We start from the raw sequence: 19,225 nt of genomic DNA on the forward strand, positions 1-19,225 counted from the left end.
TTTCATGAAAACATCTCAGTGATTCCACTTTTATTACGTCTTAATTCACTAAAATTATGCAAAAATTTTTGCATTGGTGTTTTGCTTTCAATTTCAAAGTGCTCTAAATCCATGAAAATCAAGCATTTCTGCCAAATCTGTTAATTTAAATTTTTTGTTAAGTTATGTTTTTTAACTGAGAACAGAAATCTGCCTCCTAGAGTGGTAGAGGATACACCTTTCAGGAGATGGGTTGCAAAAATCTGATAGTTTTGTAACCGAGCCGAGGAACGAATCTAATTTAACTCAATGTCAGACGTTATTTCACTCGTATAAGTTTCAACCCTCTATAACCTCTTACGTAGTTATAAACTTAGTTACATTTTATACTAAGATGTTTTAAATAAGAATTTGGAAGCAGAGTCTCATATCTGCTTCTGAATTCTTTTTTGATAATAAATTTTGGATAAATCCGATCGCTATAGCTTGGAATTAGCCCCAATATGCCACGTAGTGATGTCTACGACGGGCTATGCCTACGCTATTCTAGTAGTAGGGAAAATATCGCTTATTTATCCTCTTTAAACTAGCTTCAGCCACAACTGTGCCTCTAAAATTGGCAGGTTATTCTTAAAAGTTTTACATTCTCAAAAAGGAATAGTCAACAGTCAATATTGATTTTGACTATTGACTCTGATTGTTGCTTTCCCTTCTGGTTCAAAATTTAACTTATGCAAAATATAAAAACAGAAAGAATGTAATCCTCTAAAGTTTTGATAGTCATAAGCCTCGCAAGAGACTTCTCTTTAAATTCATTAATGGGGATTCTTCGTTTTGAATTTTGAGATAAGTCGGAGCGCTGGCTTCCAGCGAGATGAACTTGGGTAATTTTGAATTCTCTATTCGCGTAGCGCCTTTGCAGGAGAGGGGGTTGACTTTATCGACCGTTGGATGATCTACCAACAATGGGATTTTCTACAGATTCTCGATACTGTTGGACTTGTTCTGTGTAACCAATTGGCAGAACAGCTTCAACGTTTTCATGGGGACGAGCAATAATCACCCAGGATTCCAGTGTACCGCCGAAAACATTTTCTGCGGCTTCAATACCAGCAGCCATAGCTGTCTTTACTTCAGAAACATCACCACGAATATTAACTGTAAAGCGGGCACTACCTACTCTGATATAACCAACCAGGGTGACTCGACCAGCTTTTAGCATAGCATCTGCTGCTGCTAGCACCGCAGGAAAACCTTTAGTTTCGAGTGCTCCAACTGCTTGTAATGACATTATTAATCTCCTGTATGAATAAACGATATGGGGACTACAAGTTAATTGTACGAAGCTTCGCTACAGATTTTGATAGCAAAATTGCTTAGGACATGCGGAAAGGTTCTGATTCTTCAGTGAAATGGATTGGTAATATGGTTTCGACATTTTTCGGAGGATTAGGAACGATGTAGTAAGTAATTACTGCACCAACCTTGACTTGCTCTCCAGCTGCGATTCCGGCTTCAACAGCTCTTTTTACCTCAGCAATGTGTCCCCGGACGGCGACTAACAAACGAGCGCTTTCAGCTTGACCATAGTACACAATTGTGACTTCGCCAGCTTTGACCATTGCATCTGCCGCTGCTAAGACACTAGGAAAACCTAAAGTTTCAATTACGCCAACCGCCATTGGCATGGCATTAGCTCCTGGATTAAGGGATAGGCGACTTTAATTGTACGTGGCTTTAGTCCCAATTTTGACATTTTGGAAAACTTTCTTTGATACCAGGATTCTGCGGGAGTGGGGAGTAAGGAGTTAGGAGCAAAGCGGAAGACGCTCCGCCTCCGGTTAGGAGTTGGGAGTTAGAATGTTTTGATAGCCGCTGGTCTATATTTTATATATTATAAGTAATATCTCAGCGTGTTAGCTTGTGTAATTTAGTTGTTTAACAAAATCAGCGATGCGTGGAAGCAAGCTCGTATGATAAACTAAAATTTATGTTTCCGAATTTTCTTCCTACAGCAGTGCTTTTAGATTTGAAACATTATCACAAATTGTACAACCAACGCTAATTTTGTGGGGCGATTCCGATAAAATTTTAGGTACTGAAGATGCCACAAAGTTTAAAAGGGCAATTCCACACAGTACTCTCGTCTGGATTCAAAATTGTGGTCATCTCCCACACTTGGAACAACCACAAATTACCGCGCAGCATATTTTAGACTTTCGAGTTGAATTGTAGTTGAAACCCAAAAAATCTGATGCATTTATTGCAACTTGTTGGGTGTATTTGGAGAAAACGTGTTAAGGCAGTACAACTATCAATAATTTTTATGTAACGCCCAACTGTAAAGTTTTTCATCTATTGCTAATGGCTTCTGTCAGAGCTACTATTTTTCTTTTTAATAGTGTTACTTTCACCTAATTTTAGGCAACTCTGTTGCTAGAGCGATCGCAAATCTGTCTTTCAAACAGACAGCAGATCATTAGGGTAGATTTTTAAATTTACAAGAAAGTCAGTTTATAAAGAAATAGTTGTGAGAATAGAAATAAATAATAGTCTGGATGCCTTAAAAGCATTAAGCAAGGATTTTTTGTTCTATTTTTTACTATTTTATCAATTTATTTATTCAGGTTAACTCGTTTAAAGCAGTTTGTTACCTAGAGCATCGATTCAGCAATCAAAAACCTAATCCCCCAACTTTAGAAGGGTTGGGGGAGCAAAGATTAACTGACTCTAGTCAAGTAACCACATCTCATTAGAACTATCAGGATACTCATTTGGTTGATTTTGAGGTTGATTTTGAGCTAATGTTTCCGATGAGCGATGTGATTTTTTGTAATTAAGTGGATTGTAGTGGTCTTTTACTGGTTGTATAGCACTAGTTTCTTTTACAACAGTATCAGCATACTCACCTGGTTGATTTGGAGCTAGTCTTTCCGATGGCCGATGTGATTTTTTGTAGTTATATGGATTGTAGTGTTCTTTTACTGGTTTTATAGCACTAGTTTCTTTGACAACAAGTTTAGAATTATCTTCTGCTGTTTGTTTTAAAGCATTAATTTCTTCTATCAGATGGGAATTTGCTTCCGCAAGTTGCAGTGCTGTTTTTTTGGTTTCGTCAAGTTCTTTTGTTACCTGTTGTACTACTAATTTGTGTTCGGATGCTAATGTTTTTTGTTTAGATAATTTTGATTGCAAATCAGCAATTTCCTGCCCAAGAGATGCTTCATTTTCGTGGCTTTTTTCCAAATTACTTGTCAACTCTTTGACAGTTACTTCTAAATCAGCCTTAGTGGGACTTGTGCGCTTAATAGAAGTTGACTCAGGTGTCTGTGCTGAGGATTCCTCATCAGACGAAGCTTCTTCTTCAGCAATTTTTTCTGCTGTAACTTCGATCGCAGATTCACCTTCTGGGGGTGTAAATTTTTGCGCCTCTTCTTGTAATAAGTCAGAGAGACTTTGTTTCTTAACCATTATTTTCTCCAATCATGCTGTAGTTCATCAGCTGCGCGGCGATAGTCTAACTCCGCCTCCCGTGCGTTTCCTCCTCGCCATTGAGTAATTGCTACACCTTCAAGTGCCGCTCGTTCATGAGCTTTATAGGCACGGATGAAGGTATTAAAAGCAGGAATACCTAGCCGAGTCAGAGTGTTTTTCGCTTCTAGTGCTTCCCCCAGACTGCGCGTATCGACTTTAGTGAGCAATACCCGATGGGGGGTTCCCAAGGGGATGACGGCTTCCTTGACTGTTTCCACGAGGATAGCTAAATCCATTGCGGCTGGGGGTGTAGGCAAAACTAGATAATCTGCGATCGCAACTACCGCCACTAATGCTTCAGAGCGCAGCGCGGGAGGCGTATCCACCACTACTAAATCGTACCCTGTTATCTTTCCTAAATCACCTAAAAGTGTGGGATCGGTTTCTTGAGATAAATCAAACCCCATTCCCTGCTGACTGCGCCCAAACCACCAACTGGCAGAACCTTGAATATCTGCATCAATCAGCAACACCTTTTTTTTCTTCGCAAAGTTTGCAGCCAGATTGACTGCGGTAGTCGTTTTACCGACTCCTCCTTTACCGTTAAGAATAGCGATGATTTTTGGCACTGCTTGCTTCCGATTCTGCCTCTTGAGTGCTGTTAGCGGTAGCGGGGCGTTTAGCCCGTGCTGAGAGACGCGATTAATCGCGTCTGTACAGGAGTTAAGAGTTATTATTCTCCTTTTTGTCCCCCTGGTCTCTAGTCCCTAGTTCCTAGTTCTTAGTCTTTAGTCCCTAGTCCCTAGTTCTCAGTCCCTGGTGATGAAACATTTTTTATTGGACTGCCTTACAAGAATATACCGCTTTATGTGACCCTCAAGAACATGAAAACTCGTAACAATAAAATTCAGAAGCCATCAACTCCACAAAATTCGATGACAGCAACTTACAATTTGCCTGATGGGCCTCAAATGCCGCGCTGGCTGCGGATGATTAAGTTTATTAGTCAGCCAGTAAAATATATGGATGATTTTGCCAAAATCTATGGTGACACCTTTACTATCAGGAGTAGTCGCGGAGATAACCATCTTGTGTACTTTAGTCAACCCCAAGCACTTGAGCAGATTTTTACTGCTGATTCCAGCCATTTTGAGGTTGGGAGGGGGAACATAGGACTAAAATTTTTACTTGGCGATCGCTCCTTTATGTTATCAGATGGCGATCGCCACCAGCGCCAACGGCAACTATTAGCTCCTCCTTTTCATGGTGAAAGGATGCGGGCTTATGGTCAAGAAATCCGTAAAATAACCCGACAGGTGAGTAATGAATGGCAAATTGGCAAGCCTTTTAATATCCGTGAGTCGATGCAAGAAATCACCCTGCGTGTTATTCTACGCGTTGTATTTGGTTTGAATGAAGGACAGCTTTTTGAGGAACTTAGGCGATCGCTAAGTGACTTGCTAGACTTCATCACTTCGCCCCTAATGTCCAGCGCCTTCTTTTTCAGGTTCATGCAAAAAGATTTCGGTGCGTGGAGTCCGTGGGGTTGGATTTTGCAACAACGGCAAAAAATTGATCAATTGATTTATGCTTTGCTTCGGGAACGTCGGGCTGAATCTGCTCAAAATCGCCAAGATATCCTGAGTTTGATGATGGCTGCTCGTTACAACGATGGTCAAGGGATGTCAGATGAAGAATTACACGACGAGTTAATGACGCTGCTAGTTGCAGGACATGAAACTACCGCTTCTGCATTGACATGGGCTTTTTACTGGATTGAGCATTTACCAGAGGTGCGTCAGAAGTTGCTACAGGAACTTAACACCATTGGAGTTAACCCCGATTTGAGTAATGTAGCTAAATTGCCCTATTTGACAGCAGTTTGCCAAGAAACATTGCGAATTTACCCAATTGCCATGAATGCTTTCGTGCGGATTGTGAAGACCCCAATTGAAATTATGGGCTACGAATTGCGAGAGGGAACGGCAATAGTCCCTAGTATTTATTTAGCGCATCATCGGGAAGAAGTCTATCCACAATCCAAGCAGTTTAAACCAGAACGCTTTTTACAAAGGCAATATTCACCATACGAATATTTACCGTTTGGTGGTGGTAATCGTCGCTGTATTGGGATGGCATTTGCCCAGTATGAAATGAAAATCGTCTTGGCAACTGTTTTGTCAGATTTTCAACTTTCGCTGGTGAACAAACGTCCTGTGCATCCTGTGCGCCGTGGTTTAACTCTAGCTGCACCTGCTGGAATGCAGATGGTTGCAACACCTCAAGTTAAGCGTGCAAATACACCAGCCCTAGTTTAGGTAAGTAGGGGAGGCAGTTATCAGCGGTGGAAGCCGCCGCTGATAACTGCTATTACGTTAGACGGAACCTCGTAACGCACCATCCATCATCTTGATCTGTGGCGGTGCCGTACTCTCCGTGCTAACACACCCTACGATTAATGGATATTTTTTTAATTGAAGTTTATTAACAGCGATCGCACGGGATTAGATTACCACCAATTATTATTTTATTTATCAATGATTAAAAAATATAGCGCCAGCCTAATAACAGACTGGCGCTGGTTTCTTGATTTAATTTACAGTTAAAAATACTTAAATGAATTTACTAAATTTTCCTGGCTCATTGTCCGCAATCTTATTTTAAATCAGGTGATGTCTACGACGGGCGTAGTTATTGAAAATTAGGTATTAGGAAAACTATTCTCTAGTACGCCAGGGCGTAAATAGAGCAACCGTTTAAAATCCCTAAAGAGCTTATTCCATAAGACTTTTGACTTTTGACTTTTGACTTCCGCCTTGCGGTATAGTGCCCTGTCTCCAGTTCCTAGCCCCCAATCCCTAATTGCCAGTGAAAATGCTTAATCAAATTTGGTTATCACAGTTACAAAAACATCGAGCGATCGCAGTCATTCGTGCCCCTAAAATCGAAGTGGGACAGCAAATGGCAATGGCTGTAGCATCTGGGGGAATAAAGTTGATTGAGATTACCTGGAATAGCGATCGCGCTGGGGAATTAATCAGTCAACTACGCTTAGAATTACCAGATTGTACTATTGGCACTGGTACGCTATTCAATCTGCAACAGCTACAAGAAGCGATCGCATCGGGGGCGCAATTCCTCTTTACACCCCACTTTGACCCTGCAATGGTTCAAGCAGCACAAGAAAAAAATGTACCCATTATCCCAGGAGCGCTGACTCCAACAGAAATTGTTACCGCCTGGAGTCAGGGCGCTAGTTGTGTAAAAGTGTTTCCCGTGCAAGCAGTGGGAGGGGCTGATTATATCAAAAGTTTGCAAGGGCCACTCGGTCAGATTCCCTTAATTCCTACTGGCGGCGTCACTCTGGAAAATGCCAAAGAATTTTTACAAGCGGGAGCGATCGCTGTAGGTTTGAGCAGTGAATTATTTCCCAAAAAGCTTGTCACAGAGGGAAATTGGGAGGCGATCGCATCTGGGGCAAAAAACCTAGTGCGACAGTTAGGTTAACTTAGAATCAAACCATCAAAAGTTCACGTCTATTAAAGTAATAGATAGGGAAATAAAGGTGAAAACTGATAAGTTTCTCAAGACTTCATGATTTGAGTGTGAGTGTATCTAAAATGAAAAAACTGATTTATTCTAACTGGGTACGTAGCTTAAAAATACTCCTCACTGGTACAGCACTGTCCTTAAGTGTTTTTACTACTACTGGAACGAGTGAAGTTTGGGCGAATTCCAAAAATCAAGTGATTGCACAAACAATCCAGACATTACAACAATCGGAGCAGCGCTGGATTCAAATTAATCTTTCAAAGCAACGATTAATAGCTTGGCAAGGTGACAGAGTTGTTTATGGAAGTGCTATCTCCTCTGGCAAAAAAGCTACTCCTACTCTTGTTGGTACTTTTAAAATTCAATCCAAGTTCAAAACTACACAGATGCAGGGAGAAAACTACAATGTTCCCAACGTTCCTTATGCGATGTTTTACCAAGGTAGTTACGCTATTCACGGAGCTTATTGGCATAAAAAGTTTGGCACTCCAGTGAGCCACGGCTGTGTGAATATCGCACCTAAACATGCTAAATGGTTATTTGAGTGGGCATCAATAGGAACACCAGTAGTCATCCAGAAATAGTATGTGAAGCAGCCAAAAGGCAATTTAGAGAAAATCATTAATAACAACAAATCAAGACAATTGAGTGATTCCCAGCAATATTTGATGCTGGGAATCTTCGGAGTCGGAATTACTAAAATTGAAATAAAATATAGAAGAGGGCATTCAACGATTTGCCCAAAGAAATAAGCGTAAATCCTGACAATTCCTGGGTGAAATTCCAAATGCAAATATGAATTCGGGGAAAATTTGCATTTAGGCATATTAAATGACAGATTTTTTGTAAAGGTTGTCCTTTGTAATTAGTCATTAGGAATGCGGATTAAACAAAATGCAAAACTTCTGTTTCGTAGGGTGCGTTATGCCCTTGGTTAACGTACCATCCCAATATTTTCGGTGCGTTACTGAAGCCGTAACACTACGAAAGTTGCTCTTTGCTCTTTATTTAATCTGTGTTCCTTTGTGAATAACAAAGCACAAATGACAAATGTGCAAATTGGACGCAGATTAGCTTAGGACTTGTCTTGAGAAGCATTAGCGGATGAATTGCGTAAATCCTCTACAGGAAGCTAGAAGTCGTTCTGGAAATTTGTAGTTTTTCAGAAAACTACTTCACTTCATGATTTTTGCGTAGTTTAGAAGATGAAGCATAATGCAAACCTGGATTCGTAGTGGTGGGATTCGTTCTTCAGGAACTTTTTGTACAGGCGTGGCGCTGATGATGGTGACTTTATTCTCTTGGTCATCACCGTTAGCAGGTACACCCGACTCTACTACAGCAACAGCCACGTCAGTTGATGAAAACAGCATTACTGTATTTAATAATATCAGGCAAACATCCCAACCTCGCTGGATTGAAATTGACCTGTCAGAGCAACGCCTACGTGCATGGAAAGGTAATAAACTTGTTTATTCATACCGCATTTCTGGAGGTAAGCGATCGACCCCCACACCCATAGGTAGATTTCGGATTAATTCTAAGTATCGCACTCACCGAATGCGAGGCAATGGCTACAACATTCCTGACGTTCCTTACACAATGTATTTCTACAGAGGCTATGCCATTCATGGTGCTTACTGGCATAATCGTTTTGGGACTCCAGTCAGCCACGGTTGCGTAAATTTACCTGTTAAGCAAGCTCGCAATCTTTACAACTGGACTTCAATGGGAACTTTAGTAGTCGTGCGGAAATAATTGCAATTCTTACCTTGATGTATGGACAGGTGCGTTACACTCCGTGAAAGCGCCTGTCCATATATACTGCTAGACTAAAAACACATTTTTGAGAAATTCAGGAGCTATGAGCGCCACAACTACTCAACGACTTACCCTGGAAGAGTTTCTGAAGCTTCCAGACACAAAGCCTGCAAGCAAATATATTAACGGTAAGATTATTCCTAAGTCAATTTGCACTTGGGCAAGATTATTCCATACACTTTTATTAGCAGCTTTGTACCAGTTGTTAAGCGCATCACAGGAGTCAGCATACTTTTGACAAAATTCGCGCTGCTTTTTACGGCTGATGATGTGCATTATATCTAACTCAATTGTGCCACGAGTTGATTCTCCAAAAGCGTATCATTCGTTAACAAGTCTTCAACGGTGATTCGCAAAAAGCCTTGCTCATCAACTTGAAAGAAAATTTTGATCCGATCGCTTCCAGGATATCCAGCTGGTGTCAGTTGGGCAATTGTTCTCGCGCCTTCTTGATCGTTGAGGGATTTGACGCTGGTTTCACTATTTTCCAGACGGCGAGTAATTAGGCGATCGCCATCAAAATAAACTTCGGTATTGCCTGTATCTGTTCCCAATTCTCCCATAATTAATTCAATACTAGGCTGATTTTCCACAGAAGCGCCTAAGACTAATTCTACTGGTTGATTCATCGGGTATGCTTGTCCAGCTTTAATCAGAGAATGCCATTTGTGACGCTGGTTGCGGCGATCCCAGTAGCGGATACCGTAACTATGATACAGAAAGTCTTTGATTTGTATCCCTTGAGTTAGTTGTAATGCACCTTGAGCGATCGCTTCAAAGGGACGTTCGCAACGGATTTTTTCTGGCTCAAAATACTGTTTTATCCATGTCTGCACTGCCGGCAATTGCACTGTCCCACCAACTAACAAAACTGCATTAATATCTGGAAGTTCTATCCCTTGGCGTCTTGATTGCTGCAACAGTGTCGTCATCGACTCATCTAGTAATTCAAAAAATGCATGTTCTTTGAGGATATTTTCAAAAGTGTCGCGGTTTAGTTCCAGTTCATAGCTTTCAAATGTCTCATCATCAAAATAAACTTCACTTGCTTGGTTTTGGGTTGATAGCTGAATTTTCACCCGTTCCGCCAATCGTGTTGTCAAGGGACTTATCGTTAGTTCTTGAGTTTTGGCAAAGTAATCTACCAACCAATTATCAATATCAGTACCACCCAAATTTTGCCCAGCTTTCGCCAGGACACGGGCAGTTTTAACTTTTTGTTTTGAATCTTCAGCCAGGGACTTATTACCCCACTTAAGGATAAATCCCAGCGGCTTTGTGGTTGCTTGCACGCCTTGATCTAACCGGACAAGGGACAAATCCAAAGTACCGCCACCAAAGTCAATCACCAAGAGAATTTCTTGATCTGCCAAGCCATAACCCAAGGCTGCGGCTGTGGGTTCATCCAGCATTCGCACCTGTTCGACGGGAAGGGCTTGACACACGTTCCCCAACCAATGACGATAAGCTTCAAAACTGTCTACAGGTACCGTTAACACTAAAGAATCTAACCCCCCTTGCAGGGGTGCTAGTTGTTCAATCACCTGGGTGAGGAACCATTGCCCTACTTGTTCAAAGGTGACAATTTGCCCATCTAATTCGGGTAAGAAACCTTGGATATCTGCACCGATACCCCGCTTAAAGCTGCGGAAAAATCTAGTTTCGCCCTTGAGGTCAAGACCGCGATCGCGTACTTGTTGCCCGACTAATACTTTATTTTGGGTTGCGTCTTCAACATAAACCAAGCTGGGAATCAGTGGCGGGTTGAGACTTTGTTTAATTGATAAACCTGGTAAATTCAGGGTTTCTGGCTGCTGGGTTACGGGGTTCCAACGAGCAATGACTGTGTTGCTAGTACCAAAATCGATTGCGATCGCCATATTTTATATTTATTCTCTCGCAGGAAGACGCCAAAGTTACTTTATTTTTGATTATTCTCTATAACCCACCAAGAATGCAAATGCGCCCAGACGCTTGCTTCTTTGCATCCCAACCCAGATATCGATTCAGTCCGTTGCAGCGAAGTGTTAGCACAGTTAGACAATTAGCTTGTCAGAAAGCATGGAAATCATTGGCTGTAAATGTATAAAAGGAGCAATAAACTCAACAGCAGGCTTTATCATAGTTCCAGTCTTTTTCTTATTGGCATGAGGTGCTTAAAACTCACTTCACACGCAGATGCTGAAATGTCATAAATCGCCCCAATCAAAAGAGATCGCACCTCAGTTGGTGTAAGGTATTCTCTAGATATGTAATGCTTATTGGGTAGACGAGTTGGGGGTGGCAACCTCATTTACTCTCGCTGGTAGTGTCCGGTGTACGCGACTTATTATGGACAGTTTACCGCGCTATGATCCCCATTCTGTCGTTGATAGTCGCTCCACTGCCAAATTATTGCGAACTGTTCTCAATTAATAAATACTTTCATCTTGGCCCAATGCCAAACAAGGCGCTGCGCCTTCATATGATCGCGGTCATTGCCTAAGCCATGACTAAAAATTAGTAGTGAGTTATGGTATGGCGTAAAGTAGACAATTTGAAAATCATACAACACAATTATAATTGCATCTCACTGACTAATTGCGGATCTAATCCTGTCATTGTGTTATCGCGCCTAAAAGGTGATGAATCTCAGAGATTTATCCTCACTTGCTTGCGGTAGATATCCAGAAAAATTCTGTCTAATAACTACTTAGGCTGCTTGAGTTCTTGGTTAAGATAGTGCTTCGAGGTTGAACGGTGAGATACTCATTTTTTAAGAATAAAAGCTGTCAAGAATTATAATACAGGGAGCAATGGAACATTCAAGGCGATTTGATGGTGATGAAACTTGGAATCGATTGCGCGAGTGGACAAAGGGGCAAAAACCTGCGGAAAGGTTAGCTAGTACACTCTTGCAAGCTGAAGACTACTCCGTAGATCCATCACATCCGTTAGGTGGAAAAGATGGTGGTAAAGACCTGATTTGTTTCAAGGATAATTTAAAGCTGGTAGGTGCTGTCTACTTCCCACGAGGTCAAAAAACACTACAGGCGATTAAGAAAAAGTTTTCTTGTGATTTAAAGGGTGTAGAAAAGAATGGAGCAAATGGCTTAGTATTTATAACAAATCAAGAACTAAAACTTAATGAACGAAACATACTAATAAATCTTGATACAAGTATAGTTATTGAACTTTATCATCTTGAACGTTTAGTACTACTCTTAAATGCACCAAAAAATTATGGTACGCGATTAGAGTACTTGAGCATAAAATTTACTGATGAAGAATACTTGGCACTTCTGTCTTACCGAGATGAAGAACATTTTAAGAGGCTACAAGAAATAAATAGCAATTTAGACAGCCTTCTACACAAAATTGAGAAGCAGACTAATGATCTGATTGGCTATGCAACTGGAGGCGGGAGTATTGCTTACTTTTTGCCTATATTTACTAATAGTCAAAAACTAGAACTCAATTTGCTCAATGAATCTGACTACCCGGTTTTTGATATAAATGGGTACTATATTGATTTAGATGAGGAAATTGATCCTGAAAATAAACGATTCTGGACAGAAACATATTTCGCCTTAGATAATATATATCCAAACAAAATGTTATTAGAGTGTATACAGTTTGATTTGAGTCAGAAAGAACAGTTAAGGCTAAACTTTTTAATTCGTACCCGTACAAAACTTATAAGACAAGAACTTCGAGTATTTTGTGCTGGTGATTACCCTGTTATTGCATATCGGGTAAGAGCCGGTGATGAAATTATTAAATCTATAATTTCAGATCAAGTTCCCAATTATAATCCGGAAAATCCTGAAATTATTTTTAATTAAAGTGGTTTGACAAGTCCCTCAGTAAATAGCAAGGTTATTTCTTGTCAAGAAGATAGCGTAAGTGACCAAAAAGCTGATTATTTCGTTCACCAATCCAGGCGATTAACCCAGACTTATGAATAAGACACATAGCAAACCTACTTACATAGATTATATTGTTAAACTTTCTGAGCGATCGCTGGAGGAGTTTTGTCGCTGGGTGTACCGCTTTATGGGCAATGCTCAGTTCATGTCTCCTCAACATCTAGCTGAACAACACCAGAAATTTGCTCGTCCATTAATAGATCGGTATTCTTTTAAAGCTACATAAATCAGGATTTTAGTACAGAAACCTGATCTAACCCGGTACGCCGGGTTAGTGGTAGGTAGTTCATGCTCAATCTTCACGCCGTAACTGCCATGCTGCACCGCAAGCTGCCCCAGCCCCAGCTAATAATCCGGTACTCATTCCTTGGATAGTTTTTTGGATTGGATCTTGGATTAAACAGTCACTTGTGACCTTACTGTCTTCCAAGCAGAGACTACTTTCTGCCCAACCGGCAGTACCTCCTAAAATTACACCAGTTATACTACAGGAAATAACTAGCAGCAAAAGACGCTGGGTTTTTCTAACCATAGATAGATGTGTCAAATATTAGAGATAGTGATTAACTCTCAATTACTTTACACATTCTTGCTTGCAAATGTCAGCTGGTTTCAAGAGAACTGCTTACTATTCAAAACCTAGACAAGGCTTAAAAAATCTGATTGGACATCGCAAAACTTAATTTTGTCTATAATTAAGGATACAAATTACACTGATAAATCGTATAAATCATATTTTTACCTCTTTTGAGGCACTAATACAGGTAGTTGACGGACGCTTGCTACGAATTTGGCGTGCTGTCCAACAGTCAAAACATTGAACTGACTGGATATCAGTTCCAAACTTTTGTTTACTACTGCTAGCTTTTTATAGGTGGGAACGCTCATTCCAGGGAAGAATGATAGTTCTGGCACATCCTCTTGACTTAAAAAGTCTGTAGGATGGAGTAGCAAAGAAGGCTGTACGCGTGTTATTTTACACAGCCACAGAGCAATTCGCAGGTAGAGTAACGCCACTTCCGAAGAAAATGTACTCAGATACATTATGTAACTGAAGTGAATTGGCACCTTAAAAATTGGCATTGTGGTAACGGGAATCTCAGTGAGTTTATCCTTACCCATGTGCCACTGGTAAGGTTTTAGAGGCTGCAAACCGTCTTTGAAACCACCAAATAAGGCTTCCCGTTTCTTGCGTTCTTCCTTACTCAGTTTACAGGTCATCAAATAATACGCTCGTGCTATGGGCCCCAAAAATGTGGGAAAAGTCGAAGCATCATATTCGTATCCCCGTCGTGCTAAGACTCTCAATACCGCAGGAGAAAAACTGTATCCAGGCCCCCGGAAGCCAATAGGATGTTGATGAGTGACGCGCTTGATATGTTCTTCAGCCAAGGCTACCTCTTGTTCAATCTCATCCTCTGAATACAGATGTAGCCAAGGATCATGGTAAAATGAGTGATTGCCAATTTCATGACCAGCGTTAGCGATCGCTTCTAATGCCTTGGTGTTCTTTTCCAGCGCTGCATCCTGACCCACAATGAATACTGTGATTGTCAAATCCCATTGCTGGAGAATATTTAAGAAACGAGGGACTGCAATATCTAAGTAAGAGGGGAAAGTCTCCCAACCCAAAGCGCCCTGATTTTTTAGATAAGACCAAATATTATCCAAGTCTAAAGAAAGACTGGCTATTGGTTTGTTTCTTGGTCGCTTCGTTTTCATTATAAGTTTAAGTATTTGGACGATTTTAAGCGTAAATTTAAGTAAGTCTTAGGAACACGGATTTAATCTTCAGCAACTTTAGTCAGGTGTGTTAACACGGGGAGTCCGGCACCGAAAGTATTGAAATGGTGCGTTATGTATTAGACTAACGCACCCTACTAAACAGAAATTTGGGATTTTGTTTAATCCACATTCCTTAACGATGTCTATGACAGGCTATGACGCTCGAAGACTCGCTAACGCTTCGCTATGGGCGGCGCACCAGCTACAGGATTTATAAATTAGGATCAGCATATTTTCTAGATTCTGATGTTCAATTTATATCATCACTTTCAATAAAAAGCGATTATATAAAAATTTTCTCAACATCCTCAAATATTGATTTGCTGCCTTTGAGTCAAACACATTGCAATTCCCTTTTCGTAGTAAGCTGCCTCATTAATAAAAATCGGCCAAACGGTAGATGTCCCTTCATAAACAATTGTTTTATCATCAAATGTTAAAAATATAGGATCTCTTGGGTTCAAGGCTTGATAATCCTTGTCCTGAAATTCTGGATGAATCATCCCAAAGATTGTCCCATCCTGTTTTTTTGGATAGTCCACAACTGATAAATGGTCATAGAGAATCAACGTTTCCTTAGTTGATGGAATTTCACCCTGATTAAACCTTTCTAGATAGTCGAGAATCGCATAAACAAGTTCCTGTGTTTGTTGGAACAGCGTCGCTTTTAAGATACCTTGGGCAATGGGGCCAACCTCGATCGCAAAGCCTAATTCGCTCAGGGAATTTACAAATGGGTTTTCTTCAACTGATTTGAAAGAGCAGCGATAAACCCTAACCAAAGGATTAATCTGGCTTAGATAAGCAGCCAATTTCAAGTTTAAGGGATGACTGTTTACCAAAATAATTGTCAGACCCATATTAGCTGTAGTGCTGTGCAAGTCTAAAATGAAATCTGCTTTATCTACAGTTGATGTTAGTCTATTTTGGATTGATTTAGCTTGCAATTCTTCATAACTGCTCAGAGTCGGATCTTGTAAATCTTGCTTGAGAAAACAACGATTTAAATCCTTCTCTACATATCGCCTCCCCACCGCAAAAGCGTTAGGATTTGCTAACAGAGCAACTGTCTCAAAACTTGGTCTAGTAATCAAGTCGGGAAACTGGGCAAATTTTTGGATTAAGTAGGCCCCCGTAAACTCATTGCCATGAGTTCCACCGACAATTGCAACTCGATTAATCTGGTTCACGATTACACCAACTTTGGAATGCAGCCATTGAGGTATCAGTTTTCAATCTACCTTATGAGGCATTCACCGAAACAGTGCTAAGTGGGAAAATTCATAAGTACTACTTACTCAGCCCTCAGCCCTACTGAATTTGCCAATGCGATCGCGACCATGTGGTTGATCAAGATAAGACATATCAGGCCCATTGGGAATGATCCCGCCTGGATTGAGTGGGAATAAGTTACCGTAGTAGTCCCGCTTCACACTCTCTACATCGCAGGTGTCAGCTACACCTGGAAGCTGATATAGATCACGTAAGTAAGCTCCAAGGTTCTGATAGTCTCGAATTCGCTGCCTATTGCACTTAAACAACCCATAATAGGCACTATCAAACCGAAATAACGTCGTGAATAAACGCACATCTGCGAGTGTGAGATTGTCCCCACACAGATATCGATTATTCTGCAATGCTATGTCAATCTCATCCAGAGTTGCAAACAGTTCATTACAGGCTTGATTGTATGCTTCTTGGGTTTGGGCAAAACCGCAGCGATACACACCGTTATTTACCGCGTGATAAATCTTTTCATTCCACCAGTCAATCTTTTCTTTGAGTGCTTCTGGGTAGAGATCGAGTGGGGGATTATTGGCGAACTCGTTAAACTGAGAGTTCAACATGATGATAATCTCTGAACTCTCATTATTGACGATAGTTTTTGTTTGGTTATCCCATAAAATTGGAACTGTAGAGCGTCCACTGTAACCAGGTTCTGCCAGCTGATAAAATTCAGCCAGTGTGTTACAACCTTCTTCTTCCTCGTTGAATATCCAACCGCCTTCAATGGGAGAAGGAGAGACGATACATATTGATATTACCGCTTCGAGTTTTTTGAGCGATCGCACTACCAAGGTTCGGTGCGCCCAAGGACAGCCCAGCCCAACATAGAGTTTGTAGCGTCCCTCTGCTGGTGGGTGTGGATTTCCCTCTTCTTTACCGATGAACTTCCGAAACTGGCTATGAGGACGAATATACGCTCCCGACTGATTGCTAGGAGCAAGCTTTGACATCATGATCTGCCACATACTCGTCCAAACAAACTTTCCCAGCCAGATGATCAGCTTGGGAGGGAGTGTCTTGCCCTTTTTCTTTGGGAGATTTTTCTTGTTATCCATTGGAGTTGAGTTGCTTATGGCAACAATCTTGCTTTGGGAGCGATTGACGTTACCACTGTTTCTCCTAAGTAGGTTTCCATGCTTATAACCCACTCTGAGTTTTACTACTTTACTTTACTACGCTTTGCCTGTGCTTTGTATCATGCTGATTGCGAAAAATTTCTCAGCTAATCGTCTCAAAGGAGCGATCGCTTTTGGCTGCGATCGCCACATCTAAAACTAAGTCTAAGCATTGCTTTCTAAAAAACCTACTTTCCCCAGTTTAATTCGTGTATCTGCTGTAGTAAATTACCAATTAATTTAGCAAAGGTCTTAATGCGGATGTCGTGATCCTCTTAATTTTATAAAATTAATGTATAATACTATACTAATATTAAAATTTAAGATTATCAACCATTTATCAATAAGTAATAGTGTTTAAAACCTAGTCATAAATCGAGGTTGGAAAAACAATTTTTAAGCCAGCGATGTCCAATGGCAAGCTGTTTGGCGTTTATGCATCGTATTTAAAAGCATCGTTCAGTCTTACCTCAAAAACCCAGTACAAAGCTTAATTAGATACTCGATAGCATGGATGATTGACAGTGTAATTACTATTGATTAAACAGATTTAACATTATCTTGTTATAAAACACATCACATCTTAATATTAAATAGGCCTAAAAAAGGATAAATATAATAGTGAAATTACTGAAATAAAGAACAAAAACATAAAACTTACATAGGAATAATTGTAAATAAAGTGACTCAACCTAATAATAAGACTGACCTTCAAGAGAAAACGGATGTAGGGACTTTCATAGCTCAGGCTACTACCACAGACAAATGGCAAGTATTGTCGTACAGTGCTCCAATCCTACCTATGCATGCCGCTCTACTTCGTACTGGTAAAATATTCTTTTTCTGCGGTTCGGGTAATGATCCGGCTCGATTAAATACTCCTTATGACAGTGTGGTTTGGGATGTGACTAAAGGAACCTTTTCCCGTCAAGCGCCTCCATTGGATGATAATAATCAACCTATTGACCTTTTTTGCGCTGGTCACTCCTTCCGTTCTGAGGGTCTGTTAATGGTTGCGGGTGGAACTCTGCGCTATGACCCATTTTGTGGTTCACCCTCTGCTCTGATGTTTGATCCCATTACCGAAAAATGGGTCAAGAAGCCATCAATGAATAATGGCCGCTGGTATCCTACTGTGTTAACACTAGGCAGCGGTCGGATCTTTGTACTGTCTGGACCGGATAAAGATGGCAAGCTCAACAGACAACCAGAAATTTATTCTGTTACATTTCCAAATGGTTGGAACGCTTTTCCAGCAACTAGTTCTATCCCAGAATACGCAAATTTATTTTTACTAAGTAATGGAAACATCTTTTATTCAGGTGCTCAGATGGGCGGCAACAATGGAGTAGCGCCAAGGATACTAACCGTACCAGGAACATTTACGCAAACCATGACAGAAAAAGTGGTGACAGGACTGCAAAACTCAGGCTCCTGTAACCAAGCTACCAGTGTGCTTTTACCACCAGCACAAGACCAAAAAGTTATGATTCTCGGTGGGGGTGATAATACTACAGCAACAAACAGGGTAAATATTGTAGATTTAAAAGCTACTAACCCAACTTACGTAGCAGCAAAGTCTCTAAACTATGCTCGCATGCATCTGAGTGCAGTTTTGTTGCCCGATCGCACAGTGTTTGTTTGCAATGGCAGCAAAATGAGTGAGGACACAAAACAATCAATGCTGCCAGCAGAAATTTACAATCCAGTCACAAATACCTGGACAGTAGTAGCTAAACAAAATGTCCCCCGCGTATATCACTCAGTGGCCTTGCTCCTGCCAGATGGTAGGGTAGCCACAGCTGGAGGTAACCCCGCGCGGACTGTCAATGAACTGCGATTAGAAATTTACAGTCCTGCGTATATGTCGCGGTCACGACCAATCATTCAGAGCGCTCCTCAAACATTGAGCTACGGGCTGCAATTTACGATTCAGACACCCCAGGCTGGGAATATTAAATGGGTTAGTCTGATTAGACCAATGGCAACCACTCATTCCTGCGATACAGAACAAAGGTTAGTGGATCTACCGATTAATTCTCGGAACGCTACTTCTCTCAATGTCACGGTAACAAACAATCGAAACATAGCGCCACCAGGCTGGTACATGCTTTTTATTAGTGACAATAATGGAACACCATCAGTAGCAACCTGGACGCGATTATTTTAGCCTTAGAGGATATTTTAAAAGGGTCTTTTGCTCTCCTAGTTAGCACAGCAAGGTATCTCAGTACATGGCTAAAAGCTTGATTTATCATCGAAGTTAACCCAAGTGAAAACAGCAAAATTATAGTTTTTAGGACT

General features: G+C 40.8%; 16 protein-coding genes and 2 pseudogenes. 9 read left to right on the plus strand and 9 right to left on the minus strand.

Annotation, left to right across the window (positions count from 1 at the left end; genetic code table 11):
• Positions 1 to 916: 916 nt before the first annotated feature.
• Both Q0541_RS20995 and Q0541_RS21000 read right to left on the minus strand, forming a co-directional pair.
• On the minus strand, positions 917 to 1,270 hold the full coding sequence (locus tag Q0541_RS20995) for a carbon dioxide-concentrating mechanism protein CcmK (RefSeq protein WP_298914666.1): 354 nt from the start codon (positions 1,268 to 1,270) through the stop codon (positions 917 to 919).
• 85 nt (positions 1,271 to 1,355) lie between these two features.
• The gene (locus Q0541_RS21000) at positions 1,356 to 1,667 is read right to left on the minus strand and encodes a carbon dioxide-concentrating mechanism protein CcmK (RefSeq protein ID WP_298914669.1); all 312 of its coding nucleotides are present in this window, start codon (positions 1,665 to 1,667) and stop codon (positions 1,356 to 1,358) included.
• A 322-nt stretch (positions 1,668 to 1,989) separates the two neighbouring features.
• Between Q0541_RS21000 and Q0541_RS21005 the strand changes: the two are divergent.
• A pseudogene (locus Q0541_RS21005) lies at positions 1,990 to 2,214 on the plus strand (alpha/beta hydrolase); the annotation flags it as partial.
• 495 nt (positions 2,215 to 2,709) lie between these two features.
• Here Q0541_RS21005 and Q0541_RS21010 read toward each other — a convergent pair.
• Both Q0541_RS21010 and Q0541_RS21015 read right to left on the minus strand, forming a co-directional pair.
• Complete coding sequence (locus Q0541_RS21010; RefSeq protein ID WP_298914672.1) at positions 2,710 to 3,450, minus strand: hypothetical protein; 741 nt, start codon at positions 3,448 to 3,450, stop codon at positions 2,710 to 2,712.
• Positions 3,450 to 4,082: a ParA family protein gene (locus tag Q0541_RS21015; protein ID WP_298914677.1), complete on the minus strand. Its 633-nt coding sequence runs from the start codon at positions 4,080 to 4,082 to the stop codon at positions 3,450 to 3,452. The genes Q0541_RS21010 and Q0541_RS21015 overlap by 1 nt, the downstream gene beginning before the upstream one ends.
• Before the next feature lie 306 nt (positions 4,083 to 4,388).
• On the opposite strand from Q0541_RS21015, the gene Q0541_RS21020 reads away from it, so the two are divergent.
• From Q0541_RS21020 to Q0541_RS21040, 5 genes and pseudogenes are all read left to right on the plus strand, one after another.
• Complete coding sequence (locus Q0541_RS21020; protein ID WP_298914758.1) at positions 4,389 to 5,771, plus strand: cytochrome P450; 1,383 nt, start codon at positions 4,389 to 4,391, stop codon at positions 5,769 to 5,771.
• A gap of 556 nt (positions 5,772 to 6,327) precedes the next feature.
• On the plus strand, positions 6,328 to 6,960 hold the full coding sequence (locus Q0541_RS21025) for a bifunctional 4-hydroxy-2-oxoglutarate aldolase/2-dehydro-3-deoxy-phosphogluconate aldolase (RefSeq protein ID WP_298914682.1): 633 nt from the start codon (positions 6,328 to 6,330) through the stop codon (positions 6,958 to 6,960).
• 113 nt (positions 6,961 to 7,073) lie between these two features.
• A complete protein-coding gene (locus Q0541_RS21030; RefSeq protein ID WP_298914685.1) occupies positions 7,074 to 7,589 on the plus strand; it encodes a L,D-transpeptidase in 516 nt (171 codons plus the stop codon).
• Between the two features lie 631 nt (positions 7,590 to 8,220).
• Positions 8,221 to 8,763 (plus strand): L,D-transpeptidase, encoded by a 543-nt coding sequence (locus Q0541_RS21035; protein ID WP_298914688.1) that lies wholly within the window; start codon positions 8,221 to 8,223, stop codon positions 8,761 to 8,763.
• Positions 8,764 to 8,869: 106 nt separating this feature from the next.
• Positions 8,870 to 8,977 (plus strand): annotated as a pseudogene (locus tag Q0541_RS21040) (Uma2 family endonuclease); the annotation flags it as partial.
• 130 nt (positions 8,978 to 9,107) lie between these two features.
• Here Q0541_RS21040 and Q0541_RS21045 read toward each other — a convergent pair.
• Entirely contained in the window at positions 9,108 to 10,706 is a 1,599-nt protein-coding gene (locus Q0541_RS21045; protein ID WP_298914691.1) for an Hsp70 family protein, read from the minus strand.
• A gap of 915 nt (positions 10,707 to 11,621) precedes the next feature.
• Here Q0541_RS21045 and Q0541_RS21050 point away from each other — a divergent pair.
• Both Q0541_RS21050 and Q0541_RS21055 read left to right on the plus strand, forming a co-directional pair.
• Positions 11,622 to 12,650, plus strand: coding sequence for a hypothetical protein (locus tag Q0541_RS21050; RefSeq protein ID WP_298914694.1), 1,029 nt, complete (start codon positions 11,622 to 11,624; stop codon positions 12,648 to 12,650).
• A 115-nt stretch (positions 12,651 to 12,765) separates the two neighbouring features.
• Positions 12,766 to 12,960, plus strand: a complete 195-nt coding sequence (locus Q0541_RS21055; protein WP_298914697.1) for a hypothetical protein — start codon at positions 12,766 to 12,768, stop codon at positions 12,958 to 12,960.
• Between the two features lie 66 nt (positions 12,961 to 13,026).
• On the opposite strand, the gene Q0541_RS21060 is transcribed toward Q0541_RS21055, so the two are convergent.
• The 4 genes from Q0541_RS21060 to Q0541_RS21075 form a co-directional block, all read right to left on the minus strand.
• Positions 13,027 to 13,266, minus strand: coding sequence for a hypothetical protein (locus tag Q0541_RS21060; protein ID WP_273766307.1), 240 nt, complete (start codon positions 13,264 to 13,266; stop codon positions 13,027 to 13,029).
• Positions 13,267 to 13,472: 206 nt separating this feature from the next.
• Entirely contained in the window at positions 13,473 to 14,456 is a 984-nt protein-coding gene (locus tag Q0541_RS21065) for a polysaccharide deacetylase family protein (protein ID WP_298914703.1), read from the minus strand.
• Positions 14,457 to 14,827: 371 nt separating this feature from the next.
• Positions 14,828 to 15,709, minus strand: coding sequence for an aspartoacylase (locus Q0541_RS21070; RefSeq protein WP_298914706.1), 882 nt, complete (start codon positions 15,707 to 15,709; stop codon positions 14,828 to 14,830).
• Between the two features lie 108 nt (positions 15,710 to 15,817).
• Positions 15,818 to 16,861, minus strand: a complete 1,044-nt coding sequence (locus Q0541_RS21075) for a glutathione S-transferase family protein (protein WP_298914709.1) — start codon at positions 16,859 to 16,861, stop codon at positions 15,818 to 15,820.
• Between the two features lie 862 nt (positions 16,862 to 17,723).
• Between Q0541_RS21075 and Q0541_RS21080 the strand changes: the two genes are divergently transcribed.
• Positions 17,724 to 19,091: a galactose oxidase-like domain-containing protein gene (locus tag Q0541_RS21080; protein WP_298914712.1), complete on the plus strand. Its 1,368-nt coding sequence runs from the start codon at positions 17,724 to 17,726 to the stop codon at positions 19,089 to 19,091.
• Positions 19,092 to 19,225: the final 134 nt, after the last annotated feature.

Origin of the sequence: uncultured Nostoc sp. (genome assembly GCF_937863485.1) — a bacterium.
Classification (GTDB): domain Bacteria; phylum Cyanobacteriota; class Cyanobacteriia; order Cyanobacteriales; family Nostocaceae; genus Nostoc.

Coding starts and splice junctions, on each gene's coding strand:
- Q0541_RS21065 (WP_298914703.1), bottom strand. CDS start 14,456: ATGAAAACGAAGCGACCAAGAAACAAACCAATAGCCAGTCTTTCTTTA.
- Q0541_RS21035 (WP_298914688.1), top strand. CDS start 8,221: ATGCAAACCTGGATTCGTAGTGGTGGGATTCGTTCTTCAGGAACTTTT.
- Q0541_RS21030 (WP_298914685.1), top strand. CDS start 7,074: ATGAAAAAACTGATTTATTCTAACTGGGTACGTAGCTTAAAAATACTC.
- Q0541_RS21045 (WP_298914691.1), bottom strand. CDS start 10,706: ATGGCGATCGCAATCGATTTTGGTACTAGCAACACAGTCATTGCTCGT.
- Q0541_RS21060 (WP_273766307.1), bottom strand. CDS start 13,266: ATGGTTAGAAAAACCCAGCGTCTTTTGCTGCTAGTTATTTCCTGTAGT.
- Q0541_RS21010 (WP_298914672.1), bottom strand. CDS start 3,450: ATGGTTAAGAAACAAAGTCTCTCTGACTTATTACAAGAAGAGGCGCAA.
- Q0541_RS21025 (WP_298914682.1), top strand. CDS start 6,328: ATGCTTAATCAAATTTGGTTATCACAGTTACAAAAACATCGAGCGATC.
- Q0541_RS21055 (WP_298914697.1), top strand. CDS start 12,766: ATGAATAAGACACATAGCAAACCTACTTACATAGATTATATTGTTAAA.
- Q0541_RS21050 (WP_298914694.1), top strand. CDS start 11,622: ATGGAACATTCAAGGCGATTTGATGGTGATGAAACTTGGAATCGATTG.
- Q0541_RS20995 (WP_298914666.1), bottom strand. CDS start 1,270: ATGTCATTACAAGCAGTTGGAGCACTCGAAACTAAAGGTTTTCCTGCG.
- Q0541_RS21075 (WP_298914709.1), bottom strand. CDS start 16,861: ATGGATAACAAGAAAAATCTCCCAAAGAAAAAGGGCAAGACACTCCCT.
- Q0541_RS21080 (WP_298914712.1), top strand. CDS start 17,724: ATGCATGCCGCTCTACTTCGTACTGGTAAAATATTCTTTTTCTGCGGT.
- Q0541_RS21020 (WP_298914758.1), top strand. CDS start 4,389: ATGACAGCAACTTACAATTTGCCTGATGGGCCTCAAATGCCGCGCTGG.
- Q0541_RS21000 (WP_298914669.1), bottom strand. CDS start 1,667: ATGCCAATGGCGGTTGGCGTAATTGAAACTTTAGGTTTTCCTAGTGTC.